General features: G+C 73.9%; 20 protein-coding genes and 1 tRNA gene. 7 read left to right on the plus strand and 14 right to left on the minus strand.

What is annotated here, in order from left to right; genetic code table 11:
- Window positions 1–214: 214 nt before the first annotated feature.
- The gene (gene rho, locus ACFY23_RS18450; RefSeq protein ID WP_350679049.1) at window positions 215–2209 is read right to left on the minus strand and encodes a transcription termination factor Rho; all 1995 of its coding nucleotides are present in this window, start codon (window positions 2207–2209) and stop codon (window positions 215–217) included.
- Window positions 2210–2504: 295 nt separating this feature from the next.
- Window positions 2505–3449, minus strand: a complete 945-nt coding sequence (gene thrB, locus ACFY23_RS18455; protein WP_350679051.1) for a homoserine kinase — start codon at window positions 3447–3449, stop codon at window positions 2505–2507.
- Window positions 3450–3588: 139 nt separating this feature from the next.
- Between thrB and ACFY23_RS18460 the strand changes: the two genes are divergently transcribed.
- Window positions 3589–4122 (plus strand): hypothetical protein, encoded by a 534-nt coding sequence (locus tag ACFY23_RS18460; protein WP_350679053.1) that lies wholly within the window; start codon window positions 3589–3591, stop codon window positions 4120–4122.
- A gap of 56 nt (window positions 4123–4178) precedes the next feature.
- On the opposite strand, the gene ACFY23_RS18465 is transcribed toward ACFY23_RS18460, so the two are convergent.
- The 6 genes from ACFY23_RS18465 to argS form a co-directional block, all read right to left on the minus strand.
- Window positions 4179–5423, minus strand: coding sequence for an MFS transporter (locus ACFY23_RS18465; protein ID WP_350679054.1), 1245 nt, complete (start codon window positions 5421–5423; stop codon window positions 4179–4181).
- Between the two features lie 115 nt (window positions 5424–5538).
- Window positions 5539–8817, minus strand: coding sequence for an efflux RND transporter permease subunit (locus ACFY23_RS18470; RefSeq protein ID WP_350679056.1), 3279 nt, complete (start codon window positions 8815–8817; stop codon window positions 5539–5541).
- 126 nt (window positions 8818–8943) lie between these two features.
- Window positions 8944–9993 (minus strand): threonine synthase, encoded by a 1050-nt coding sequence (thrC, locus tag ACFY23_RS18475; protein WP_350679058.1) that lies wholly within the window; start codon window positions 9991–9993, stop codon window positions 8944–8946.
- A gap of 317 nt (window positions 9994–10310) precedes the next feature.
- Complete coding sequence (locus ACFY23_RS18480; RefSeq protein ID WP_350679086.1) at window positions 10311–11624, minus strand: homoserine dehydrogenase; 1314 nt, start codon at window positions 11622–11624, stop codon at window positions 10311–10313.
- Between the two features lie 8 nt (window positions 11625–11632).
- On the minus strand, window positions 11633–13018 hold the full coding sequence (gene lysA, locus ACFY23_RS18485; protein WP_350679060.1) for a diaminopimelate decarboxylase: 1386 nt from the start codon (window positions 13016–13018) through the stop codon (window positions 11633–11635).
- 51 nt (window positions 13019–13069) lie between these two features.
- A complete protein-coding gene (argS, locus tag ACFY23_RS18490) occupies window positions 13070–14734 on the minus strand; it encodes an arginine--tRNA ligase (protein ID WP_350679062.1) in 1665 nt (554 codons plus the stop codon).
- 100 nt (window positions 14735–14834) lie between these two features.
- Here argS and ACFY23_RS18495 point away from each other — a divergent pair, with 100 nt between their 5' ends.
- From ACFY23_RS18495 to ACFY23_RS18510, 4 genes are all read left to right on the plus strand, one after another.
- On the plus strand, window positions 14835–15671 hold the full coding sequence (locus ACFY23_RS18495; protein WP_350679064.1) for a DUF3105 domain-containing protein: 837 nt from the start codon (window positions 14835–14837) through the stop codon (window positions 15669–15671).
- 23 nt (window positions 15672–15694) lie between these two features.
- Entirely contained in the window at window positions 15695–16345 is a 651-nt protein-coding gene (locus ACFY23_RS18500; protein WP_350679088.1) for a DUF305 domain-containing protein, read from the plus strand.
- A 210-nt stretch (window positions 16346–16555) separates the two neighbouring features.
- Entirely contained in the window at window positions 16556–17248 is a 693-nt protein-coding gene (locus tag ACFY23_RS18505; RefSeq protein ID WP_350679090.1) for a winged helix-turn-helix domain-containing protein, read from the plus strand.
- Window positions 17249–17403: 155 nt separating this feature from the next.
- A tRNA-Arg gene (locus tag ACFY23_RS18510) sits at window positions 17404–17475 on the plus strand.
- Window positions 17476–17723: 248 nt separating this feature from the next.
- On the opposite strand, the gene ACFY23_RS18515 is transcribed toward ACFY23_RS18510, so the two are convergent.
- From ACFY23_RS18515 to ACFY23_RS18525, 3 genes are all read right to left on the minus strand, one after another.
- Complete coding sequence (locus tag ACFY23_RS18515; RefSeq protein ID WP_350679066.1) at window positions 17724–18296, minus strand: GNAT family N-acetyltransferase; 573 nt, start codon at window positions 18294–18296, stop codon at window positions 17724–17726.
- Window positions 18297–18366: 70 nt separating this feature from the next.
- Window positions 18367–18885 (minus strand): hypothetical protein, encoded by a 519-nt coding sequence (locus ACFY23_RS18520; RefSeq protein ID WP_350679068.1) that lies wholly within the window; start codon window positions 18883–18885, stop codon window positions 18367–18369.
- 219 nt (window positions 18886–19104) lie between these two features.
- Window positions 19105–19608, minus strand: coding sequence for a DUF1772 domain-containing protein (locus ACFY23_RS18525; protein ID WP_350679070.1), 504 nt, complete (start codon window positions 19606–19608; stop codon window positions 19105–19107).
- Window positions 19609–19851: 243 nt separating this feature from the next.
- Between ACFY23_RS18525 and ACFY23_RS18530 the strand changes: the two genes are divergently transcribed.
- Complete coding sequence (locus ACFY23_RS18530) at window positions 19852–20997, plus strand: sensor histidine kinase (RefSeq protein WP_350679072.1); 1146 nt, start codon at window positions 19852–19854, stop codon at window positions 20995–20997.
- Window positions 20994–21656, plus strand: a complete 663-nt coding sequence (locus tag ACFY23_RS18535) for a response regulator transcription factor (RefSeq protein ID WP_350679074.1) — start codon at window positions 20994–20996, stop codon at window positions 21654–21656. Before ACFY23_RS18530 ends, ACFY23_RS18535 begins: the two co-directional genes overlap by 4 nt.
- Before the next feature lie 82 nt (window positions 21657–21738).
- Here ACFY23_RS18535 and ACFY23_RS18540 read toward each other — a convergent pair whose 3' ends face one another.
- The 3 genes from ACFY23_RS18540 to ACFY23_RS18550 all read right to left on the minus strand — a co-directional run bounded on the left by ACFY23_RS18540 (window position 21739) and on the right by ACFY23_RS18550 (window position 25250).
- Window positions 21739–22698 carry an ATP-dependent DNA ligase gene (locus ACFY23_RS18540; RefSeq protein ID WP_350679076.1) on the minus strand — a complete coding sequence of 320 codons (960 nt, stop codon included), beginning with the start codon at window positions 22696–22698 and terminating at the stop codon, window positions 21739–21741.
- Between the two features lie 31 nt (window positions 22699–22729).
- Window positions 22730–23527 carry an isocitrate lyase/phosphoenolpyruvate mutase family protein gene (locus tag ACFY23_RS18545; protein ID WP_350679078.1) on the minus strand — a complete coding sequence of 266 codons (798 nt, stop codon included), beginning with the start codon at window positions 23525–23527 and terminating at the stop codon, window positions 22730–22732.
- Window positions 23528–23720: 193 nt separating this feature from the next.
- Window positions 23721–25250 carry an MFS transporter gene (locus ACFY23_RS18550; RefSeq protein WP_350684905.1) on the minus strand — a complete coding sequence of 510 codons (1530 nt, stop codon included), beginning with the start codon at window positions 25248–25250 and terminating at the stop codon, window positions 23721–23723.
- Window positions 25251–25326 lie beyond the last annotated feature (76 nt).

Raw genomic sequence — 25326 nt, forward strand, 5'->3', positions numbered from 1 at the left:
ACTCCACCCCCGTGTCCCATGACGGACCTCGACAGCGAGCGGCCCGCAGGTCCAAGCGCGACACCGCGAGGAGAGCCCCTGGCGGGCGTGGCGACGGAACGTGACTGTCGCGCGTGGACGGATGGCGGCCGGTTGACGGCAAGGGTGCCCGGGGACGCGAGAAGGGCACGGCCGCGACGGCCATGCCCTTCTCGTCGGTCTCAGCCGGGGAGGGTCACTCCCCCGGCGTCGACTTGGCGATCTGCATCAGGAACTCGATGTTGGTGCGGGTCTGCTTGAGCTTGTCGAGCAGCAGGTCCAGCGCCGCCTGCGAGTCCAGCGAGTGCAGCACCTTGCGGAGCTTGTGGATGATGGCCAGCTCCTCCGGCGCGAGCAGGATCTCCTCCTTGCGCGTGCCGGACGGGTGGATGTCGATGGCCGGGAAGGTGCGCTTGTCGGCGATCTTCCGGTCCAGCTTCAGCTCCGCGTTGCCGGTGCCCTTGAACTCCTCGAAGATGACCGTGTCCGCCATGGACCCGGTCTCCACCAGCGCGGTGGCGAGGATGGTCAGGGAGCCGCCGTTCTCGATGTTGCGGGCCGCACCCAGGAAGCGCTTCGGCGGGTAGAGCGCGGTGGAGTCGATACCACCCGACATGATCCGGCCGCTGGCCGGCGCCGCCAGGTTGTACGACCGACCGAGCCGGGTCACCGAGTCGAGCAGCACGACCACGTCGTGGCCCAGCTCGACCAGGCGCTTCGCCCGCTCGATCGCCAGCTCCGCCACCGTGGTGTGGTCCTGCGGCGGACGGTCGAACGTCGCCGCGATGACCTCACCCTTCACCGACCGCTGCATGTCGGTGACCTCTTCGGGGCGCTCGTCCACCAGCACCACCATCAGGTGGCACTCCGGGTTGTTGTGCGTGATCGCGTTCGCGATGGCCTGCAGCACCATCGTCTTGCCCGCCTTCGGCGGCGACACGATCAGCGCGCGCTGGCCCTTGCCGAGCGGCATGACCAGGTCGATCACCCGGGTGGTGAGGATGTGCGGCTCGGTCTCCAGCCGCAGCCGCTCCTGCGGGTACAGCGGGGTGAGCTTGTAGAACTCGGGCCGACGCTTCGCCTCGTCCGGCTCCATCCCGTTGATGGTGTCCAGCCGCACCAGCGGGTTGTACTTGTCCCGCCGCTGCTCGCCGTCGCGCGAGGCGCGCACCGCACCGGTGATGGCGTCACCGCGCCGCAGACCGTACTTCTTGATCTGGGACATCGAGACGTAGACGTCGTTCGGGCCGGCCAGGTAGCCGGTGGTCCGCACGAAGGCGTAGTTGTCGAGGACGTCGATGATGCCGGCCACCGGGACGAGCACGTCGTCCTCGCCGACCTGCGGCTCGCGCCCGCCGTCGCCGCCGCCCTCGGCCCGCTCGCCGCGGCCGCGGCGACGGTCCCGGAACCGGCTGCGCCGGCCGCGCCGGCCGCCGCCCTCGTCGTCGTCGCCGTCGGCGTCGCGCTCGACGCGCTGACCGCGGTCGCCCCGCTCGTTGCGGTCGGCCCGCTCACCGCGCTCGGCCCGCTCGTTGCGGTCGCCGCGCTCGGCACGCTCACCGCGCTCGGCACGCTCGCCGCGCTCCGCACGGTCAGCCCGCTCGCCGCGCTCCGCACGGTCAGCCCGCTCGGCACGCTCACCGCGCTCCGCACGGTCAGCCCGCTCGGCCCGCTCGCGGCCACGGCCCTCGCCCCGGTCGGCACGCTCGCCGGCCTCGGCCTCGTCCGTGCGGGTCTCCGCGGGACGGGTCTCGGCGGCGGCGGCCCGCGCCTCGGCGGCGGCGGCCCGGCTGCGCCGGGTCCGGCCACGGCCCTCGGTCTCGACGGCCGCCGGCTCCGCCGGGGCCTGCTCCGCGGCCCGCCGCTCGGCCTCGGGCCGCTCGGTGGTCTCGCGGACCTCCGCGTGGACCTCCTCACGGGCGGGAGCGGCGGCGGCCGCGACCTCGGCCCGCGGTCGAGGGGTCCCGGCGGTGGCGCCGCCCTGCCGCTCGGAGATCGCGCTGATCAGCTCGCCCTTGCGCATCCGAGCCGTGCCCGAGATGCCGAGCGACGCGGCCAGGCTCTGCAGCTCCGGCAGCAGCATCGCCGACAGACCGGTGCCGCTGCGCCGACGACGGGCGGGGGCGGCGGCGGTGGTGGCATCGCCAGCGACGTTGGAAACATCCGACGTCACGTCGGTGGTGTCGCTCAATGGATTCCTTCCCTCGATAGGCCGGGACTGCCCGGGGTCGAAAACAAGGTGGCCGGGCGGCCTCGGTGCACCCGCCTCGCATGGACGCGTCGCGGGAGTCTGTGACACAGCAGCCGGTCGGTTTCCCGACTCACCAACATCGGTGAGCAGGTCTCGCCGTCTGCGGCGACCTGTGAAGACTGCGGTGCGGCGTGGGCCTAGGCAGGGGTGACGGGCTTACCGCCGAAAGCTTCGGGGGTGCGCCGACCCGCAGGAAGATCGCATGCTTCGCGGCTGTGCTAAGTCTAGAGCGTAATCAACTCTTCCGACCTGCGGCAACAGGGTCCCGCTCCGCGTGTCCGAGTCTACCCCGGGCAACCCGTGCTCCGTGCCCGTCCGGGTCCAACCGCCAGACCTGCCAGTCTGTTCCCGGATCGTAGCCTTCCGGCACCCCGTCCAGGGCCAGTACGGTCGGCCCGGCCCCACTGATCACAGCGGCCACACCCGCCTCACGAAGCGCCCTGACCAGGGCGGCGCTGCCCGGCATGCCCTCCGCCCGGTAGTCCTGGTGCAGCCGGTCGACGGTGGCCGGCAGCAGCAGCGCCGGCTCGGCGGTCATCGCGTGCACCAGCAGCGCGGCACGTCCGGCGTTCAGCGCCGCGTCCCCGTGCGGCACGGAGGCCGGCAGCGCGGCCCGCGCCGCCGCCGTCAGGCCGCGCTCCTGCGGCACGAAGACCGTCGGGCGTACGCCGGCGACGACCGGCAGCGACACCGCCCGGGCCCCGGACGACTCCGTCCAGGCCAGCGTGAAACCGCCGAGCAGGCAGGGCGCCACATTGTCCGGATGGCCCTCGATCCCGGCGGCGAGCCGCAGCGCGGCGGCGTCGTCCAGACGGGTTTCCCCGTCGGTCACCAGCGCCCGGGCGAGCAACACGCCGGCGACGATCGCGGCCGACGAGGAACCCAGCCCCCGGGCCTGCGGGATGCGGTTGACGCACTCCACCGCCAGGCCCGGCGGCTGGCCGCCCAGCGCGTCGAAGGCGGCCCGCATGGCGCGCACGACCAGGTGCCGGTCGTCGGTCGGCAACTCCCCGGCGCCCTGCCCCGTCACGGCCACCGTGACGCCCCCCGCCGTGACCTCGGCGGCCACGTCGTCGTGGAGGGCCAGGGCGAGCCCCAGGGCGTCGAAGCCCGGCCCCAGGTTGGCGCTGGTGGCGGGAACCCGGACCCGGACCGGACCGGAGGCGAATGTCGTCGGCACGGCCTCATGCTATGGCTCCGTACCGACGTCGCGGCCGGCCGCCCGCCGGCTGGGACGGGGCCGCCGCCGGCACCGCGCGTGTGATCCGGCCCGGCGCCGTTCCGCTAGCCTGACCCGACCGACAACGGCAGGAGGCAGAGTGCTCGGACACCTGGCGACGACGCTGGCCACGCAGGCGCCCACGGTGCTGGTGTTGCTGGTCGGCCTGGTGCTGACCGCGACGGCCGGGCGTCGGCTGCCCCGACGGCCCCGGCTGCTGGCCCTGTTCGGCCTCGGCGTGCTGCTCGTCAGCTCGGCGCTCACCCTCGCCTGGGTCCTGCTGGCTCCCCGCCTGATCGACGGCTACTTCGGATATTCCGACGGCGAGGACTTCGGGTGGCGCGAGTTCCAGCTGGTGAACACGGCGTACAGCGTGGTGATGGCCGTGGCGTACCCCCTCGGGCTGGGCCTGGTGATCGCGGCGGTGCTCGCCGGGCGGCAGGCGACCGGCCCGGCGGCCGCCCCCTCGGGCGGCTGGCCGCCCGCCGGGCCCGCGCCGACCCCCGGGCCCACGCCGACCGCCGCCGGGCAGCCCGCGCCGGTATGGACGGCGGCCGGCCCCGGCCAGCCGCCGACGCGGTGGGACGGTCGGTCCCGGCCGGACGCGCCCGCAGGCGGGGCGGGACAGCCCTGACCGGCGGGGCGGAACAGCCCTGATCCGCGAGCACGTCAGGGCTGACCGGCGGCGGGTCAGCGGGCGGGGGTCGGGTCCGGCTCCCCGACCGGGTCGGTGAGGGAGAGCTGCCGGGTGGCGATCCGCCAGCCGACCGCGTAGACCAGCGTGACCAGGCCGCAGCCGGCCAGCACCACCCGTTCGTCCACGGTGTCCACCACGGCCGCCACCACGAGCTGGCTGACCGAGATGGCCAGCGTCGCCAGCATCATGTCGGTGGCGAACACCCGGCCCCGCAACCGGTCGGGCACCTCGCCCTGCAGGGCGAAGTTCGACATCACCCAGTTGCTGCCGCCGGCGAAGTGCGCGACGAAGACCAGGGCCAGCACCAGCGGGAACCAGGCGGCGACCGAAATGCCGAGGTAGGCCAGCCCGTACAGGGACATGGACAGCGCGAGCCCGGACAGCAGCCAGGCCCGGTTGTTCAGCACCCGACGCATCAGGATCGGCCCGACCAGCGCACCCGCCCCGCGGACCGCGAAGAGCAGCCCGGTGCCGACCGGCCCCACGCCGTACAGCGCGGCGAGCAGCGGGAAGACCGTCAACACGCCGTTGCCCAGGCCGACCGCGCTCTTCACGGTGACCAGCCCCAACACCCGCGGCCGGTGCCCGATGTAGCCCAGCGCCTCGCGGATCGCCGCCCAGGTCTGCTGCGCCGGTCGACCGGCGTCGCGCGGGGCCTGCAACGGCCGGCGGATCAGCGCCGCCAGGCCCGCCGCCATCGCCAGGCCGACCACTCCCACCCAGAAGCAGGCGTACGGGCCGACGGCGGCGCTGAGCACGCCGCCGAGCGAGGCGCCGACGATGGTCATGGTGCCCCAGGCCGACCCGGCGACGGCGTTGCCGGCGGCCAGCTCGTCGGGATCGAGCACGTTGGGCAGGGCGGCCTGTGCCGCCGGGGAGTAGAACGCCTTGGCCACCGCCACCACGCCGATCCCGACCATCGCCAGCCAGGCCGTGCCGGCGCTGCGCACGCCGAGCAGCAGGAGCACGCCGAGCAGGGCCGCGACGTTGGCGGCGATCATGATTTTGCGCCGGTCGAACCGGTCGGCGACCGTGCCCGTGTACGGCAGCAGCAACGCCACGATGCCGGTGTCCACGGCGAGCACCAGGGCCCCCCACACGCCGCTGCCGGTCAGGTCCGGCAGGAGCACCAGCAGCGGCACCATGACGAACCAGTCGGCGCCGAAGACCACCAGCTCGGCCAGGACAAGATTGCGGAAGTTCCGGTTGCGGGCGAGGACCGAGACGGTGGACGGCACGTCCGGACCCTACCGGGCGGTGGCCGGCGCGCCACGGCCTCCGGCGGGTACCTGACCGAACGCGGACGCCCCCGGCGGGCGGGACCGGCCGGGGGCGTCCGCGGACGTGCGGGCGCTACTCCGCCGGCGGCAGCGGCGACTTGCGGCTCTTCGGCAGCCGCAGCACCTCGAACTGGTCGGTGCCGTCCACCAGCGCGGCCGACGGCGCCGGCCGGGCCGTCCCCTCCGCGCCGGCCGACGGTGCCACGGGCACCGGCTCGCCGGCCCGCTCCGTCCCGCCGTCCCGGGCGCCGGGCGCGGGGGCCGCCGGACCCGCCGAGGTCGCGCCACCGGACCGGCGCGCCCGCCAGGAGCGGATGCCCTCCTTGGTGTGCTCCACCATCGTGTAGAGCGTCGGCACCAGGATCAGGGTGAGCAGCGTCGAGCTGAGCAGACCGCCGATCACCACGATCGCCAGCGGCTTGGAGATGAAGCCACCCTCCCCGGTGAGGCCGAACGCCATCGGCAGCAGCGCGAAGATGGTGGCGACCGCGGTCATCAGGATCGGCCGCAGCCGGCGCCGGCCGCCCTCGACCACCGCCTCCCGGACCCCCATGCCCTGCGCCCGGTACTGGTTGATCAGGTCGAGCAGCACGATCGCGTTGGTCACCACGATGCCGACCAGCATGAGCACGCCGATCAGCGCCGGCACGCCCAGCGGGGTGCCGGTGGCCAGCAGCAGGCCGATCGCGCCGGTCGCCGCGAACGGCACGGAGACCAGCAGGATCAGCGCCTGGGTCAGGCTGCGGAACGTGGCCACCATGATCAGGAAGACGATCGCGATGGCCGCGAGCACGGCCAGGCCCAGGTCGGCGAACGCCTCCTCCTGGTCGGCGCTGACGCCGCCGATGGCGAAGGTCGCCCCCGGCACGTCGATGGCGTCCAACTTCTTCTGCAGTTCCTGGGTGGTGGCGCCGAGGTTGGAGCCGGTGGCCGTACCGGTCACCGAGACGCTCCGCTCCCCCTCGATCCGGGTCACCTGCTGCGGCCCCTCGGCCACGGTGACGTCGGCGATGGCGTCCAGCTTCACCGGCCCCACCGGCAGCGCGCGCAGCTCCTCGACCGAGACCGGCACCTTGCCCGCGAACCGCAGCACCACGTCCCGCTGCCCGCCGTCCAGGGTCACCTGGCCCAGCGGCGCGCCCCGGAACGCCTGCGCCACCAGCTGGCCGACGGCGGCCTCGGTGAGCCCGGCCCGGCCGGCGGCGACCCGGTCGACGGTGACGTCGACGCGCGGCACCCGGGTGGCGAGGCTGGTGGAGACGTCCTCCACACCCGACACGCCGGCCATCGCCGCCCGCACCTCCTCGGCGGCCCGGTTCAGCGCCTCCGGGTCGGTGGCCTGGACGACCACCTCCAGCTGGTTGGCGGCGGCCCCGCCCTGCCCGGCGCCGAAGCTGACCTCGCCGACGGCCGCGCCGAGCGCGTCGATCTCCTTGCGCAGGACCTCCCGCATCTCCTTGGCGTCCGTCTCGCCGCCGAGGGCCAGCGACCAGGTGGCGACGTTGTTGCCGCCGCCCGCGAACGGGTTGTCCCCGCCGCCCGCCGTCACCTGGTACGTCTCGACGCCGTCGGTCCGCTCCAGCACCGCCTCGATCTGGCGGGCCGCCGCGTCGGTGCCGGCCAGCCCGGTGCCCGCCGGCAGCTCCTGCGTCATGCTCAGCGTGTCCTGGCCGGAGTCGTCGATGAAGTTGGTCTCCAGTTGACGGGACAGTCCGAACGTGCCGAACAGCACGAGCACGCCGAGCCCCAGGGTGATCCAGCGGGTGGCCCGCTTCCGGGTGGCGAACCCGATCACCGGCAGGTACGCCCGCTGCAACGGGCTGCGCAGCTCCTTCTCCTCCGCCGCCCGGCGCACCGCGGCGTCGTCCGCCGTGCCGCCGGAGGGCTTGAGGAACCAGTACGCGAGCACCGGGATGACGGTCAGCGAGACCAGCAGCGAGGCGAGCAGCGCCACGGTGACGGTGATCGCGAACGGCGCGAACAGCTGCCCGACGAAGCCGCCCACCAGCGCGATCGGCGCGAAGACGGCCACCGTGGTGAGCGTGGACGCGGTCACCGCGCCGGCCACCTCGCGGACGGCGGCGAGGATCGCCTCGCGCTTCGGCTCGCCGTACTCCAGGTGTCGCTTGATGTTCTCCAGCACGACGATCGAGTCGTCGACCACCCGGCCGACCGCGATGGTGAGCGCGCCGAGGGTGAGCAGGTTCAGCGAGTAGTCGCCGATCCAGAGCGCGATCAGGGCGACCACCACCGAGAGCGGGATGGAGACCGCGGTGACCACGGTGGAGCGGATCGACAGCAGGAAGACCAGGATGACGATGACGGCCATGACCAGGCCCAGCAGGCCCTCGGTGGTCAGGCTCTCGATGGACTTCTCGACGAACGGCGCCTGGTCGAAGACCACGGTCAGCTCGGCGCCGGAGACCTCGCGCAGCTCGGCCAGCCGGTCCCGGATCTCGTGGGAGATCTCCACCGCGTTGCCGTCGGGGGCGGCGGTGACGGCGATGCCGAGGCTGTCCCTGCCGTTGGTCCGGGTGATCGCGGTGGCCGGGGCGAGCTGCTGCTCGACGGTGGCCACGTCGCCGAGGCGGACCGGGGCGGCCTTCCCCGCCGCCGGCGCGACGACGATGCCGCGCAGGTCGTCCAGCGTGGCGAGCGGGGTGCCCACCTGCACGGGAAGCGCCCGGGTGCCGTCGGCCACCGCGCCGGCCGGCACCGTCACGCCGTTGGTCTTCAGCGCGGCGCCGATCGCGGCCGGCTGGAGCTTCGTCGCGGCCAGCTTCGCCGGATTCGGGGTGACCACCACGACGTCGTCCCGGGCGCCGGTCACGTCGACCGACCGGACCCCCTCGATCGCCTCCAACTCCGGCACGACCGCGCCACGCAACTTCTCCGCGAGGGCGCGCTGGTCGTCGCCGCCCGACGCGGCGAGCACCACGGCGGGCAGGTCGTCGGTGCTGCCGGCGATGACCTGCGGGTCGACGCCCTCCGGCAGTTGCGTGTCGATCCGGTTGAGCGCGGTCTCCATCTTGTTGACCACGTCGTCCAGGTCCGTGCCGAACTCGTACTGCACCTGGACGGTCGTCGAGCCCTCGCGCGAGGTCGAGGTGACCTTGTCCAGGCCGGGAATGCCCTGGAGGCTGTTCTCGATCGGCTCGGTGACCTGCGACTCGACGACCTCCGGGCCGGCTCCGGGGTACGCGGCCACGATGAACGCGGCCGGGAACTCCAGCGACGGCAGGAGTTGCTGCTTCAGCGACGGCACGGCGAACGCTCCGAACGCCGTGGTCACCACCGCGATGAGGGCGATCAGCCCTCGATTGGCGAGGCTGAATCTGGCGAGCACCGACATCGGCGTGGCTCACTCCTGGAGAGAGGACGATTGCGGGGCGGGAGAAGTCTCCCGCACCCGCCGCGGCGCGCACCGCCCGCCCCCGTCCCAGGTCCCGCCCACAGGACGGGATGGATCAGGCGTGGTTCAGGCCAGGTCGAGCGAGCGGGCGGCGGCCAGCGGATCGTTGGCGATGGTGATCGGGGAAGGCGCGGTGGAGATGGCCCACTCCGGGTCCTTCAGGCCGTGCCCGGTGACCGTGCAGACGACCGTCGAGCCGGCCGGGATCCTGCCGGCGGCGCCCTGCTGGAGCAGGCCGGCCACGCTGGCCGCGCTGCCCAACTCGACGAAGACCCCGACCTCGCGGGCCAGCAGCCGGTACGCGGCCAGGATCTCCCGGTCGGTGACGGCGGCGATCAGGCCGCCGGAGGAGTCCCGGGCGTCCAACGCCCTGGTCCAGCTCGCCGGGTTGCCGATCCGGATGGCGGTGGCGATCGTGGACGGCTCGCGGACCATCTGGCCGGTGACGATCGGCGCCGCGCCGGCCGCCTGGAAGCCGTACATCTTCGGGGCCCGGGTGGTGTTGCCGTCCCGCAACTCCTCCGAGTAGCCCATCCAGTAGGCGGAGATGTTGCCGGCGTTGCCGACGGGCAGGCAGTGGATGTCGGGAGCGTCGCCGAGCGCCTGGACGATCTCGAACGCGGCCGTCTTCTGGCCGTGCAGCCGGTCGATGTTGACCGAGTTGACCAGGGCGACCGGGTAGTCCTGGGCGAGCTTCGCCGCCAGCGACAGGCAGTCGTCGAAGTTGCCCTGCACCTGGAGCAGCTTCGCGCCGTGCACCAGCGCCTGGGCCAGCTTGCCCAGCGCGATCTTGCCCTGCGGCACGAGCACCGCGCAGGTCAGGCCGGCGCGGGCCGCGTACGCCGCCGCGGACGCGCTGGTGTTGCCGGTGGAGGCGCAGATGATCGCCTTGTTGCCGGCCTCGACCGCCTTGGAGACCGCGAGCGTCATGCCCCGGTCCTTGAACGAGCCGGTCGGGTTGGCCCCCTCCACCTTCAGGTGGACGTCGCAGCCGAGCCGGGCGGAGAGCACCGGCGCGGGCAGCAGCGGGGTGTTCCCCTCGTGCAGGGTCACGACGGGCGTGGCGTCGGTGACCGGCAGTCGGTCCCGGTACGCGTCGATCAGACCCCGCCACATGTCGCTCTCCTCGCTCTATCGCCCCACCGGACCGGGGGCACCATCAGCGTGGACCAGCCTGCCCGGCCGGACGGCGGCGCACCCGTCGTTAACCACCTGGCGAGACGCGAACGCGGCCACGCCACGACCGGCCCGGGCGCGGCGCGCGGCCACACCACGACCGGCTCGGACGCGGCGCGCGGCCACGCCCCCGCCGGCCTGATCCCGGCCGGCCCGGTCCCCGCCAGCCCCGCCCTCGCCGGCCTGATCCCCGCCGGCCCGGCCCCGGAACCGCCCGGGGCCGGCGACGCCGCCCGGAGCGCGGCGGGCCGGACGGGTCACGCCCCGCCCTCGACCCGCAGCACGCTCGCGACCGACCGGACGATCTCCAGCCCGCGCAGCTCGCCGACGGTGGCGGCGAGCGCCGCGTCCGGGGCCACGTGGGTGACGATGACCAGGTCCGCGTCCTCGCCCCGGCCGGCCGCGCCGCCGCCCGCCGGGCCCTGCCGCACGGTGGCGATCGAGACGTCGTGCCGGGCGAAGACCCCGGCCACCGCCTCCAGCACGCCCGGCCGGTCGGCCACGTCCAGGCTGATGTGGTAGCGGGTGAGCGCCTCCCCCATCGGCCGCACCGGCAGGTCGGCGTACGCGGACTCGCTGGCCGAGCGCACCCCGGCGAGCCGGTTGCGGGAGACCGCCACCACGTCGCCGAGGACCGCGCTGGCGGTCGGCGCGCCGCCCGCACCTCGACCGTAGAACATGAGCTGCCCGGCCGCCTCGGCCTCGACGAAGACCGCGTTGAACGCGTCCCCGACGCTGGCCAGCGGGTGGGTCAGCGGGATCATCGCCGGGTGCACCCGCACGCTGACCGTCTCCCGGCCGGCGGCGTCGACGCCCCGGGCGGCGATGCAGAGCAGCTTGATGGTGCACCCCATCGCCTTGGCGCTGGCCACGTCGGCGGCGGTGACCTCGGTGATGCCCTCCCGGTGCACGTCGGCCGCGCTCACCCGGGTGTGGAACGCCAGCGAGGCGAGGATGGCCGCCTTGGCCGCCGCGTCGAAGCCCTCCACGTCGGCGGTCGGGTCGGCCTCGGCGTACCCCAGCTCGGTGGCCTCCTCCAGCGCCTCCGCGAAGCCGGCGCCGGTGGCGTCCATGGCGGAGAGGATGAAGTTGGTGGTGCCGTTGACGATGCCGGTGACCCGGTTGATCCGGTCCCCGTGCAGCGACTCCCGCAGCGGGCGCAGCAGCGGGATGGCCCCGGCCACGGACGCCTCGTAGTAGAGGTCGCCGCCGCCCTCGGCCGCCGCGTCGTGCAGGGCCGCGCCGTCCTCGGCGAGCAGCGCCTTGTTGGCGGTGACGACGCTCTTGCCGGCCCGCAGCGCCTCGACGAGCCAGCTCCGCGCCGGCTCGATGCCGCCGACCACCTCGACCACCACGTCGACGTCGTCGCGCTTGATCAGCCCGAGCGCGTCGGTGGTGAACAGCGCGGGGTCGACCGGCAGGTCGCCCCGGTCCCGGCCGAGACGGCGTACGGCGATGCCGGCGATCTCCAACGGGGCGCCGATCCGGGCGGCGAGGTCGGCCGACTGCTCGTGCAGCAGCCGTACGACCTCGCTACCGACCGTGCCGCAGCCGAGCAGCGCCAGGCGCACAGGTGACGTCATCCCACATCCAATGCGAGCAGGTCCTCTTCGGTTTCCCGCCGAACGATCAGGCGCGCCTGGCCGGCCCGCACCGCGACCACTGGGGGACGGGGCACGTGGTTGTAGTTGCTGGCCATGCTCCGGCAGTAGGCGCCGGTGCCGGGCACCGCGACAAGATCTCCGGGCTGCACGTCGGCGGGCAGGAATTCATCCTTCACCACGATGTCCCCGGACTCACAATGCTTTCCCACCACGCGGGCGAGCATCGGCGCGGCGGCCGACGCCCGGGAGGCCAGCGTCGCGGAGTAGGACGCGTCGTAGAGCGCGGTGCGGATGTTGTCGCTCATCCCGCCGTCGACGCTGACGTACGTCCGGATGCCGTCCACGTCCTTGACCGTGCCGACCTCGTAGAGGGTGAACACGGCCGGCCCGACGATCGCCCGGCCCGGCTCGATCGACAGGTGCGGCACCGCCAGCCGCTCGGCGGCGCACTCGGACTCGACGATCCGGCGCATCCGCTTCGCCAGGTCCTGGGGCGCGGCCGGGTCGTCCTGGGTGGTGTACGCGATGCCGAAGCCGCCGCCGAGGTCCAGCTCGGGCAGCTCCACCCCGCGCGCGTCGCGGATCTGCGCCTGGAGGCCGAGCACCCGGCGGGCGGAGACCTCGAAGCCGCTGGCGTCGAAGATCTGCGAACCGATGTGCGAGTGCAGGCCGCGCAGCTCCAGCACGCCCTCGTCGAGCACGCGGAAGGCGGCCTCGGCCGCCGCCCCGCCCGCGAGGGAGAAGCCGAACTTCTGGTCCTCGTGCGCGGTGGCGATGAACTCGTGGGTGTGTGCCTCGACGCCGACGGTGACGCGGATCATCACCTTCGGCCGGACGCCCCGCTCCCGGGCCAGCGCGGTGAGCCGGTCGATCTCGGTGAACGAGTCGAGGATGATCCGCCCGACCCCGGCGTCCAGCGCCCGGACCAGCTCGCCGACCGACTTGTTGTTGCCGTGGAAACCGATCCGCTCGGGCGGCATCCCGGCCGACAGCGCGGTGGCCAGCTCGCCGCCGGTGCACACGTCGAGGTGCAGGCCCTCCTCGGCGATCATCCGGACCACGGCGCGGCAGAGGAACGCCTTGCCGGCGTAGTAGACGTCGACGCCGTCGAAGGCGGTGCGGAAGTCGCGGCAGCGCGAGCGCAGGTCGTCCTCGTCGAGCACGTAGACGGCGGTGCCGAACTCGGCCGCGAGGTCGCCGACGCCGAGCCCGGCCACGGTCAGCACCCCGTCGCCGCCTCGCGTCACGTTGCGCGGCCAGAGCGCCGGCACCAGCGCGTTGACGTCGACCGGCGTACGCAGCCACGCCGGCCCCCGGCTGCCGATGTCCCCGTGCAGGGCACCGGCCTCGTGCGCGCGCATCAGCGGTCTCCGCTTCGCGGCTGCGGGGCTCGCAAGCTCACTCCTCGCATGTCACATCCTCTCGGGGGCGGAGACGCCCAGCAGGCGCAGCCCGTTGGCGATCACGGTGCGGGTGGCGTCGTTCAGCCAGAGCCGGGCGCGGTGCAGGTCGGTGGCCTCCTCGTCGCCGCGCGGCAGGATCCGGCACTCGTCGTAGAACCGGTGGTAGGCCCCGGCCAGCTCCTCCAGGTAGCGCGCCACCCGGTGCGGCCCCCGCAGCTCGGCCGCCGTGGCGACCACGGCGGGGAACTCGGCGAGCGCCTTGAGCAGCTCGTTCTCCTTCTCGTGCCCGAGCAGCTCGGGACGGAACGCCTCGGCGTCGCCCCGGGTCAGGCCCACCTCGGCCGCGTTGCGGCCCACGCTGGCCGTCCGGGCCGCCACGTACTGCACGTAGTAGACCGGGTTGTCGCGGGTGGCCCGGGTCCACAGCTCGACGTCGATGTCGATCGGGGAGTCGCTGGAGTAGCGGGCCAGCGCGTAGCGGGAGGCGTCCACGCCGATCGCGTCGACCAGGTCCTCCAGGGTCACCACGGTACCGGCCCGCTTGCTCATCCGGACCGGGGCGCCGTCGCGGACCAGGTTGACCATCTGGCCGATCAGGATCTCCAGGTTGCGCTCCGGGTCGTCGCCGAAGCACGCGGCCATCGCCTTCATCCGGCCGATGTAGCCGTGGTGGTCGGCGCCCAGCATGATCACGACCCGCTCGAAGCCGCGCTCGCGCTTGTCCAGGTAGTAGGCGCAGTCGGCGGCGAAGTACGTCCACTCGCCGTTGGACTTGCGCAGCACCCGGTCCTTGTCGTCGCCGAAGTCGGTGGTGCGCAGCCAGGTCGCGCCCTCGGACTCGAACACCCGGCCCTGCGCGCGCAGCCGCTCAAGGGCGAGGTCCAGCTCGCCCCGGTCGTGCAGGTCCTTCTCGTTGAAGTAGGTGTCGAACTCCACCCCGAAGCCGCGCAGCGACGACTTGATCTCGGCGAACATCAGCTCGACGCCCTCGACCCGGAAGACCTCCTGGGCGGCGGCGTCGTCCAGCTCCAGCACGTCCGGGCGGATGCCCCGGACCGCCTCGGCGATCTCGGTGATGTAGGCCCCGGCGTAGCCGTCCTCGGGGGCCGGCTCGCCCTTCGCGGCGGCGAGCAGGGAACGGGCGAATCGGTCGATCTGGGAGCCGGCGTCGTTGAAGTAGTATTCCGTGCCGACGTCGGCGCCGGTGGCGCGCAGCAGCCGGCTGAGCGCGTCGCCGACGGCCGCCCAGCGGACGCCGCCGATGTGCACCGGGCCGGTCGGGTTCGCCGAGACGAACTCCAGGTTGATCTTCTGGCCGGCGAGCCGCTCGCTGCGGCCGTACTCCTCCCCGGCCTCGACGATCGTCCGGGCGAGCTGGCCGGCGGCGGCCGCGTCGAGCCGGATGTTGAGGAAGCCCGGGCCGGCGATCTCCACCGACTTGACCCCCGGGGCCCGGCCGAGCTGCTCGGCGAGGGCGGTGGCCAGCTCGCGCGGCGGGACACCCACCTTCTTGCTGAGCTGGAGCGCCAGCGTCGAGGCGTAGTCGCCGTGCTCGGGGTTGCGGGGTCGCTCCACCGCCGTGGAGTCCGGCAGGGCGGAGCGGTCCAGGCCCCGCTCGGTGAAGACGGCGTGGGCTGCGGAGAGTACGACCTCGGCGAGTTCTGCGGGAGTCACCGATCCATGTTATCGGGGGTAGACTCGGTCCCCGCGGCGGCGACCCAGAGTGTGAAACCGGCCCGCCGGATCCCCTGACCGACCGACCTGACGAGGCACGATGAGCATCAGCACACCGGGTGGCGGCCCCGAGCGCCGTCCGACCGTGGTCAGCACCGGCAAGAAGCCGGCGGCGGGCCGGCCGGCCGCCGGCGCCGGCAAGGCCGGGTCCGGCAGCGCCAAGGCCGGGTCCGGCAACAAGGCCGGGTCCGGCAAGCCGACGGGCCCCCGCGCGGGCGCCGGGGGCAAGGGCCGCAAGCCGGTCACCCCGGTGAAGGTGAGCCAGGGCCGTTCCTGGGGCCCCATCGCGCTCTTCGTCGCCGTGGGCGTGCTCGCCGTGTCGATCATCGGCTACGGCGCCTGGGCGTCGTTCCAGGGCGCCAAGCCCTGGGAGGACCGGGCGGCCGACATCGCCGGCATCGTCAACTTCCGCGAGAAGGACAAGGAGCTCACCACGGGCGGCAACCACCAGACCGGCCCGATCACGTACTCGGTGCTGCCGCCGGTGGCCGGCCCGCACAACGCGAGCTGGCAGAACTGCATGGGTGACGTCTACGACGCCCAGATCTCCAACGAGCACGCCGTGCACAGCCTGGAGCACGGCACGGTGTGGATCACCTACCGGCCCGACCTGCCCGCCGACCAGGTGGCGAAGCTGACCGAGAAGGTGCAGGGCAAGGAGAAGATGATGCTCAGCCCGTTCGAGGGGCTGGACAAGCCGATCTCCCTGCAGGCCTGGGGCTACCAGCTGAAGGTCGACAACGCCGACGACAGCCGGATCGACGACTTCATCAAGGCGCTGCGGGTCAACGCCTCGATCGAGGGCCCGACCGCGCTGTGCAGCCAGGGCATCACCGCCACCGGCACCGCGCCGCGCGACGGCAACCAGATGGGCTGAGGAGAGCGATGAGCACCCCGACCATGATCGACACCGCCGAGCCGGCCAGCCCGGCTCCGGAGGAGCGCCGGCCGTCCGGGCGCCGCTGGGGCACCGCCGCGCTGGCCCTCGCCGTCGTGGTCGGGCTGCTCCTCGGGTACGCGGGCGGCCTGCTGACGCCCGGGTTGACCCGACCGGGCGACACCTCGGCGGAGGCGGGCTTCGCCCGGGACATGACAACCCACCACGCGCAGGCGGTGGAGATGGGCCTGGTCGCCTTCGACAGGGGCACGGACCCGGAGGTCCGCAGCATCGGCGGCGACATCGCCACCGCCCAGCAGGGTGAGCTCGGCATCATGCAGGCGTGGCTGCGCTCGTGGGAGCTCGACCCCGCGGGCAGCGAGCCGTCGATGTCGTGGATGCCCGACGGCGCCGGAATGGTCAAGAACGGGCTGATGCCGGGCATGGCCACCCCCGAGGAGATGGCGAAGCTGCACGCGGCCGAGGGCCGGGAGCTGGACGTCCTCTTCCTGCAAATGATGATCAAGCACCACCTGGGCGGCATCCACATGATCGACGGCATCCTCGACGTCACCGACGAGCCCGACGTCCTCAAGACGGCCCAGACCATGAAGAACACCCAGCGCAAGGACCTGACCAACCTCCAGAACGCGCTGAAGCGCCTGGGCGGCTGATCCGCCCTCGCCGCACCGCTCATCCGTCGAGAGGTCCGCGTCGCGCCGGTTCACCCCGGCCGGCCCGGACCTCTCGCCGTTTCCCGACGGGCCGTATGCCCGGTTTGCCACCATACGCTCGCTAGCGCGCGGTCCGACCGATTGCCACACTAAAGGAGTTTTCTCCACACATATCGTGACCAGTTGCGATTCGGGCTCGTTGCGCAGGACGTGGGGGTTGCACTGAGAGACGCACGGCGTTCGGTCACCAGTTGGTGCCGGCGCCACACCATCGGCGGTGACGGGGCGGTGGCGGCCGTCCGTCGCGGACAGCGGCAGGGCGAGCCGGGAACGCTCAGCCGCGAACAGGAACTCGAACTGATCGACGTCCTGCGGGGCGTCTACCCCGACGAGCTGGGCCTGGACGAGGAGCTGTGGACGCGGCAGAGCCTGCACACCCTCATCCAGCGCCGCTTCGAGCTGCCCATGGACGCCGGGGCGGTCGGGGCGTACCTGCGGGCCTGGGGGTTGGGCCCGCGGGAGCCCCGGGAGCGGGCCTGCGGGCTCTGCGTCGGCGCGGTGGAGCGCTGGGTGCGCAGCGAGTACCCGGCCATCACCCGGGCCGCGCAGGAGCACCTCGCCGAGGTCTACTGGATCGGCCGGGTACGCCTGCGCGGCACCATGCCGGCGGCGGACGTCATCTCCGCCGTCTCGTCCCGCGGCCGGGTGCGCTTCATGATCACCACGCCGTCGGTCGACCCGCCGCTCCCCCGCGACTTCGTGCTGCGGCTCAGCGGCGAGGAGCAGCGGACGGTGCACCTGATCGTCGACGGCTCCTGGCCCCGCAACGAGTGGCCCCGCCGCCTGCCCCGCCGCATCGTGCTGCACCCGCTGCCGAGCTGCGGCCGCGCCGTCGCCGCCTGAGTGGGGCGGCCGCGCCTGAGCGGGGTCGACCAGCCTGAGCGGGCCGACCAGGCGTTCCGGGCCCGCCCGCAGCCGGGCCCGGCGACACGGGCTCGATCATCCGATACCGATTCGGCGTTCCGGGGAGGCGTTTGCTAGTCTTCTCAAGTCGCTGAGCCCCCGTAGCTCAGGGGATAGAGCACCGCCCTCCGGAGGCGGGGGCGCAGGTTCGAATCCTGCCGGGGGCACCGAGGTCGACAAGCATCTAAGGCCCCTGACCAGGGAAACCCGGTCAGGGGCCTTAGTCATGTGTCCGGCCGGTAGCGGGCGTCTGCGCCACATGCCTACGCCACTCGCCACCCGGGCCGGCGACACCCTCCCGTCAAGCCAGGCCGACAGGGCGGCGTGCCGCAGGCTCACGCGTTGCCCACGCCCACTCGTCGAGGCTTACTGACCAACTGACCCAGCCAGCGCTGGCCCCAGTCGGGCTGGGGCCTCAGCCGCCTGGATTCGCGGCGCGCGACCGCCATTCGCGGGCCAGGACGGCGAAGACGAACTGGTCGGCCCACTCTCCCCGGCAGAGGTGGCTGTCGACGTGGTGCGCCTCCTGGCGCATGCCGAGCCGGATCATCAGGCGGGCGGACGCCTCGTTCCGGCCGTGACACCGAGCGTAGATCCGGTGCAGCCCGAACTCGTGGAAACCCCAGTCCACGAGAGCCGTAGCGGCTTCCGTGGCCAGCCCACGACCCCCGTGGTCGGGGTGGAAGACGTACCCGAGTTCCGCCGTGCGGTCGCGCTGGCTGCGCCAGACCAACTCCACGGTCCCGATCACCCCGTCATCGGTGGCCACGGCCAGAGTCAGGCAGTCTCCCTCCGCGCGCAGCGCATCCTCGCCCGCCATGGCGACCACCGACGCCCGCGACTGCTCGCGGGTACGCGGCTCGGCGCCGAGCATCCAGCGGACGACGTCGGGTCGGCGCTGATACGCGTACACGTCGTCGAGGTCGTCCAGCGTGACCGGGCGCAAGGTGAGCCGCGCGGTACGAATCGGGTACGTCGGCCGGAACATCAGGCGATCCTAGAGAAGCCGGGGTCGGCATGGCGCCGCTGTTTCGGCGGCCGGGAGGCGGACACGGGCCTCACTCGACAAGCTGATCCTCGACAAACTGCAACCTCTTGAGCACCTTTCCTTCCTTGCTCTTGTCATAGATGTCGTATTTCTTCTGCGGGTCGGCATCCGACCATCTCATCGCGGCAACGAGATCGTTCTTGTGATGTTCCAGCCGGTCCGTGCTCAGGTAACCTTCATCGGGCTGCCAGTCCCTCGGCAAATCGTCGCTCTCCCGGTAGAAGTACATGTGGAAGAGCCGGTTTTTTCCCTCTGCCACCTTGAACTCCCCTTCGATGGGGTGCTCCGCGCCGTACTTGTCCACCAACTCCTTCAACTCTGTCAGGTCTTCGGGCGGGTTCAGGATCATGTAGTGCTTCCTGACGGTCACATCTTTTTCATCCGCTTTGCCGAAGACCTCCTCCGTGTTCTCGATCTCGAAGATCCTGGTCTCCCCCGAGTCCTCGTTTCTCGTGCATCCGACCAGGCTCAACGGGACGAAGAGCACGCCAATGATCAAGGCTAGAATCTTCGCACTGGCTCTGGTCACCGGATCCTCCTACGAAATGGACTGGCCGCAGCACGTCTGGCAAACGAGACGGGCGAGGGCCGCTGCGGCGCGGACCCGCCAGGAACGCGAGGCGGGGCAGCGCGATCATGAGCGGAGATTACCTACGCCCGGGGACGGGGGCGCAGGGTCGGGTCCTGCCGGGGGACGCGAACACGAACGGGGCGGACGCGTAAGCGTCCGCCCCGATGGTCGTTCCGCTCAGGTCCGAGGCGCGGTGTCCCGGGCCCACCGCAGCAACGCGGTGAAGGCCAACACGGACGTCACCGCGCCACCCGCGAGACGCACCCAGTGCCCGGCGACGAACTCCGCGGCGACCTGACGCAGGTACTCCGGGGAGTGCGTGCCGACCGGGTCGACGAACATGATCTCGTTGCGCGGCCAGAAGAAGAACACGGAGAACAGGAACTCGCAGGCGACGAACACCGCCGCCGCGCCGACGATCCACCACCGCAGCCGGGGGTTCCGCCAGGTCAGCACCACCGCGGCGAGACAGGTGAGGACGACGGCGGCGCCGAGCGGCGGGAAGTAGTCATGCGGGCCGCCCGCCACCAGGAACTCGCGGGCCCGGTCCAGCGACGCAGGCGGGTCGCGGAAGATGTTCGGATAGAGCATCACGGTCTCGGCGGCGACGCCGCCGAACGACAGCATCGACGCCCACACCAGAGCGACGAGCACCGTCCAGGTCAGCCTGTTGCGGGTCATGGTTCCTCCTGCCGATCCGCCGAGCCGTCCCGGCGCCGTCCGCGTGGTCGTCGTCGACGCTAGGCCGGCTACCGTCGCCGGTCTGCCGCCCGGAAGCGCGAATCCGGGTCGCTTCCGGGCGTGCGCCGGCGCCGGCCGGTCGCCCGCCCGCGCGATCGCCGTCGCTTCCCGACGTAGCCGGCAGCCGCGAACGGACGCGCTCGGGCGACAGTGCCGACGCCCGGTTGGCCCTACGCTCGTGGTGTGCCGGTATCCCGCCCCACCCGCACCGACGCCCTGCTGGGCCTGGCCACCTTCTGCCTGGTCGCGACGGCCGTGGCCACCGGCGACAGGCCGGCCGCCCCGGTGGCGTACGGATTCGCGGCCGGCTTCGGCGCCCTGCTGCTGGTCGCCCGGGCCTGGCCCGTGCCGGCGCTGCTGGCGACCGCCCTCGGCATCATGGCGTACTACACGTTGGACCTGCCGCCGATGGGCCTGGCCGCGCCGACCGCCGCCGTCCTGTACACGGCGGCGGAACGGGGCCGGGCGCTGTGGGCGGCCGTGGTCGGCGGGGCGTTGCTGGCGGCGTCGGTGGCGTCGCGGCTGGCCGAGGGCGACGACGCCGGCATCGTCCTGGGCTTCGAACTCGGGTCCGAGGCGGCGCTGATGCTGGCCGTCGTCGCGCTCGGCGACGCCGTCCGCCACCGCCGCTCGCTGCGGGCCGAGCTGGCCCGGCAGGTGGTCGCGGCCGCCGAGGAGCAGCGGCGGGAGGCCGCCCGGCAGGTCGAGGCCGAGCGGCTGCGCATCGCCCGGGAGGTGCACGACACGCTCGGGCACACGATGTCCGTGGTCACGCTCCAGTCGGCGGTGGCGCAGGAGGCGCTCGCCGACCGCGCACCGGAGCGGGTGGACGCGGCGCTGGCGGCGATCCGGTCGGCGGGCGGCAGCGCCATGGCCGAGCTGCGCGCGACGCTGGGCACCCTGCGCGGCGACGCCGGCGTCCGCCAGCCACCGCCGGGAGTCGACCAGCTCGCCGCCCTGGCCGAGGGCGTCCGTCGCAGCGGGCTCGCCGTCGACCTGCGCGTCGACGGCGACGTCGACGCGCTGCCGGCCGTCGTGGGCACGACCGCCTACCGGGTCGTGCAGGAGGCGTTGACCAACGCGCTGCGGCACGCGCGGGCCACGAGGGTCGACGTCACCGTCCGGGCGACCGGCTCGCACCTGGCGCTGGAGGTCGTCGACGACGGCCGGGGCGTTGCGACCTCCCCGGGGCAGGGCGGCGGGAGCCAGGGGCTGCGCGGGATGTCCGAGCGGGTCGCCCTGCTCGGCGGGACCGTCCACACCGGCACCGCCGGGACGGGCGGCTTCCGGGTGTCCGTCCGACTGCCCGTCTCCGGGCCCCGGGCGTGACGCCCCTCCGCGTCGTCCTCGTCGACGACCAGCACCTCATCCGCGCCGGGCTCCGGGCGCTGCTCGAACGCGACCCGGACATCACCGTCGTCGCCGAGGCCGCCGACGGCGCCGCCGGCCTGGCCGCCGCGCGGGCTCACCGGCCGCACGTCGTCCTCATGGACGTCCGCATGCCGGGCACCGACGGCATCGAGGCCACCCGGCGCATCCTGGCCGACCCCGGCCTCGCCGACGTCCAGGTGGTCATGCTGACCACCTTCGACGACGACGAGTACCTCTTCGACGCCATCCGTGCCGGGGCGGCCGGGTTCCTACTCAAGGACACCGCGCCCGACGCCCTGCGCGCCGCCGTACGCACCGTGGCCGGCGGGGACGCGCTGCTGTCGCCCGCCGTCACCCGCCGCGTCCTCGCCGCCGCCGCCCGCTCTCCCGTGCCCGACGCCACCCGGCTCGCCGGGCTCACCGAGCGGGAACGCGACGTCCTCGCCCAGGTCGGCGCCGGGCGGTCCAACGCGGAGATCGGCGCCGCCCTGCACCTCAGCCCGGACACCGCCCGCACCTACGTCAGTCGCCTGCTCACGAAGCTGCACGCCCGTGACCGGTCCCAGCTCGTCGTGATCGCCTACGAGAGCGGGCTCGTCCGACCCGGCGAGCGGTAGCACGGGCGGATGCGCCCCGGCGGGCCCACGGGTCCCGGCGGCGCGGCGGCCGTACGTCAGCCGCCGCGGATGCGCGCGTACGTCAGCCGGCGGCGCGGCGGGCGCGGGCCCGGCGCTTGCCCTCGTGCATGGCCTGTACCCGCGCGATCGGGATGGTGTGTCCCTCCGCGACCAGGTCCGCCGGGAGCTGCTGCGGCGCGGGCATCCGCTCGGCCCACGGGTCGCGGTCGGCGACCAGCGCCGGGACGGTGCGGATCGTGAAGTCCGCGGGGGTGACGTCGCCCAGGTCGGCCCAGTCCACCGGGAAGGACACCGGCACGCCCGGCCGCAGCCGGGGGCTGTAGGCGGCCACCACGGTCGCCCCGCCGGCCCGCGTCGAGTCCACGAACACCTTGCCGCCCCGGTCCTCCCGGATGAAGGCGGTGGTGGCCAGCGCCGGGTCCAGCCGTTCGGCGCGGGCGGCGACCGCCCGGGTGGCGGCGGCCATGTCCTCCACGGCGGCGCCCGCCGCGACCGGCACGAAGACGTGCACGCCCTTGGCGCCGCTGGTCTTGACCGCGCCGGTGAGCCCGGCGTCGGCGAGCGCCTGCCGGACCAGCAGGGCGGCGGCCACCGCCAGCCCGAACGAGTCCCCCTCGGGCGGGTCGAGGTCGAGCACCAGGTGGGTGGGGCGGTGCAGGTCGTCCACCGTGGCCAGGGTGGGGTGGTACTCCACGGCGCGCTGGTTGGCGAACCAGAGCAGGGTGCGCCGGTCGTCGCAGAGCGCGTACGAGACCTCGCGGTGGGACGCCTCGGCCCAGACGGAGGTGCGGCGCACCCAGTCCGGGGTGTACTTCGGCAGGTTCTTCTGCATGAACGCGGGCTGCCCGGGCCGGACCCGGATCACCGACAGCGGCCGGCCGCGCAGCGGCGGCAGGATCCGCTCGTGGACGGCGTCGAGGTAGTCGACCAGGTCCCGCTTGGTCGCGTCGTCGCCGTCGGACAGCGGCTGGTCGAGGTTGGTCAGCGACACGCCGTCCCGGGTCTCGTCAGCGCGACTCATCCGATTACCTTCCCGGCCCGGCGGCCGGCGGTCAACCGGACGCGGCGGTGTGATCCCCGAAGAACGGGTCGCCGCCGGCCCGGACGACGTCGAGCAGCCGGGCCGTGTGCGCGCGGGCGGCGTCGTAGAGACCGCCGCCGTAGCTGACCCGGGCCGCCCCGAGCGCGGCCAGCTCCGACACCGCCGGCGCGCCGGGGCGGGCCAGCGCGTTCAGCGGCCCGGGCACGGCCCTTACCAGCGAGGACAGCGCCGCCGGGTCGGCGAGCAGGATCGGGTAGACGCAGTCCGCTCCGGCGGCCAGGTAGCGCGTGGCCCGGCGCGCCGCCTCGTCGAGCGGGTCGGCGAGACCCTCGGCGGGGCGGAGGAAGACGTCGATCCGGGCGTTGAGCACCACCGGGACCCCGGCCGCGTCGGCCGCCGCCCGGACCGCGGCCAGCAGATCGGCGTGTTCCGCGGCGTCGACCAGCGCGCCGGTACGCGGGTCCGAGTCCTCCAGGTTGAGCCCCACCGCCCCGGTGTCGAGCAGCCGCTCGACCAGCTCGGCCGGGCGCAGCCCGTACCCCCGCTCCAGGTCGGCGGTGACCGGGACGGTGACCGCGCGGGCGACGCGGGCCACGGCGGCGAACATCTCCCCGGGCGGGGTGGCCTCGCCGTCGGCGTGGCCCAGCGCCTCGGCGACGGCGCTGCTGCTGGTGGCGACGGCCGGGAAGCCGGCGGCGGCGACCCGACGGGCGGAGCCGGCGTCCCAGGCGTTGGGCAGGACCAGCGGGTCGCCGGGCCGGTGCAGCGCGCGCAGCACCGCCGCCCGGCCCGCGAGGGTCTCGGTCATGCGCCGATTCTCGGCCGGCGGCGGCCCGGCCCCAAGCGCCAATCCCGTGCCGCTGGACCGGGCCGATTCCGGCGTCGACCGCACCTGGGCCTGGACGCGCCGACCGCCCGCCGGGCCGGGTGCCTGCCGCACACCCCGCCCGGCGGGCCCCTGACGCGGCCGGCCTCCTTCGCCGCGCAGGCCGTCGTGCCGGTCAGCCGGCCGGCTGGTGGACCGGAGCGCGCTCGGCGGCCGGGGGCCGCTCGGCCACCGGGGCCCGCTCGGCCACCAGAGCGCGCTCGGCGGCCGGGGCCGGCTCGGCGGCCGGGCGGCTGACCGGGGCGGGCCGGCGGTGGAGGGTGACCACGGCGACCAGCAACGCGGCCGCGACGAGGGCGGCGGCCACGGCGAACGCGGTCCGGTAGCCGGCGGCGAGCGCGTCGGCCTCGGTCCAGCCGACGTCCCGCAGGCCGTCGGTGCGGCTGGCGGCCAGCGTGGCGAGCACGGCCAGCCCGAGCGCGCCGCCGACCTGCTGGGTGGTGTTGACCAGCCCGGAGGCCAGTCCGGCGTCGGCCGGGTCGGCGCCGGCCATGGCCAGCGTGGTGACCGCCGGCAGGGCGAGCCCGCCGGCGACGCCGAAGAGGAGGATCGACGGGAACACGTCGGGCAGGTAGCCGCCGTCGACCGGGAGCCGGGCGAGCAGCAGGAACGCGGCCACCGCCAGCGCTAGCCCGGCGACCAGCACCGCCCGGGCGCCGTAGCGGGCGATCAGCCGGCCCGCGAGGCCGAGCGAGACCACCGCGATCGTCACCGGCGTGGGCAGGAAGGCCAACCCGGTAGCCGTCGGGTCGAGATCCAGCACGAGCTGGAGTTCCAGCGCGAGCAGGAACTGGAAGCCGAAGAAGGCGGCGACCATGAGGAACTGCACGACGTTGGCGGCGACCAGGTCGGGGGTGCGCAGCACCCGCGGCGGCAGCAGCGGGGTCGCGGTCGTCCGCTGCCGCAGCGCGAACGCCGCGAGCAGGACCGCCGCGAGCGCGGCGGCGCCGAGCGTCCGGGCCGAGGCCCAGCCGTGCTCGCCGGTGCCGACGATCGCCAGCACGGCGACCATCAGGCCCCCGGTGACCAGCGCCGCGCCGAGCAGGTCCAGGCCGGCGCGCAGCCCGACGCCCCGGTCGGCGTCGAGCAGGCGTACGGCGGCCAGCAGGATCAGCAGCCCGATCGGCAGGTTGACCGCGAAGATGGCGGGCCAGCCGGCCAGGTCGGTGAGCACACCCCCGGCCAGCATGCCGATCGACGCCCCGGCGGCGCCGGTGAAGCTGAAGACGGCGATCGCGCGCGCCCGCTCGGCAGGTTCCGGGAAGAGCCGGACGATCATGCCGAGGCTCACCGCCATGGTGAGCGCCCCGCCGACGCCCTGGAGGAAGCGGGCCACGACCAGCGCCTCCGGACCGGTCGCCACCGCGCAGAACAGCGAGGCGACGGTGAACAGCGCGACGCCGGACAGGAAGACCGCCCGCCGGCCGAGCAGGTCGCCGAGGCGGCCGGCGAGCAGCAGCAGCCCGCCGAAGGCGACGAGGTAGGCGTTGACCACCCAGGCCAGGCCCGTCGCGGTGAAGCCGAGGTCCCGCTGGATGGCGGGCAGCGCCACCGCGACGATGCTGCCGTCCAGGATGATCATCAGGCTGCCGGCGCAGAGCACGAGCAGGGCCGGCCAGCGGGATTCGACGGTACGGGTGGACACGGACGCCTCCTAGGTGCACGGTTTGTTACCAGAGCCATCTTCTGTGACCATGAGGCGGAGCGTAAGGAGGCACTTT

The organism is Micromonospora sp. NPDC000121 (assembly GCF_042899165.1).
Taxonomy (GTDB): Bacteria; Actinomycetota; Actinomycetes; order Mycobacteriales; family Micromonosporaceae; genus Micromonospora.

Coding starts and splice junctions, on each gene's coding strand:
- ACFY23_RS18470 (WP_350679056.1), bottom strand. CDS start 8,817: ATGTCGGTGCTCGCCAGATTCAGCCTCGCCAATCGAGGGCTGATCGCC.
- thrC (WP_350679058.1), bottom strand. CDS start 9,993: ATGTGGCGGGGTCTGATCGACGCGTACCGGGACCGACTGCCGGTCACC.
- lysA (WP_350679060.1), bottom strand. CDS start 13,018: ATGCGCGCGCACGAGGCCGGTGCCCTGCACGGGGACATCGGCAGCCGG.
- ACFY23_RS18495 (WP_350679064.1), top strand. CDS start 14,835: ATGAGCATCAGCACACCGGGTGGCGGCCCCGAGCGCCGTCCGACCGTG.
- ACFY23_RS18500 (WP_350679088.1), top strand. CDS start 15,695: ATGATCGACACCGCCGAGCCGGCCAGCCCGGCTCCGGAGGAGCGCCGG.
- ACFY23_RS18515 (WP_350679066.1), bottom strand. CDS start 18,296: ATGTTCCGGCCGACGTACCCGATTCGTACCGCGCGGCTCACCTTGCGC.
- ACFY23_RS18525 (WP_350679070.1), bottom strand. CDS start 19,608: ATGACCCGCAACAGGCTGACCTGGACGGTGCTCGTCGCTCTGGTGTGG.
- ACFY23_RS18540 (WP_350679076.1), bottom strand. CDS start 22,698: ATGAGTCGCGCTGACGAGACCCGGGACGGCGTGTCGCTGACCAACCTC.
- ACFY23_RS18545 (WP_350679078.1), bottom strand. CDS start 23,527: ATGACCGAGACCCTCGCGGGCCGGGCGGCGGTGCTGCGCGCGCTGCAC.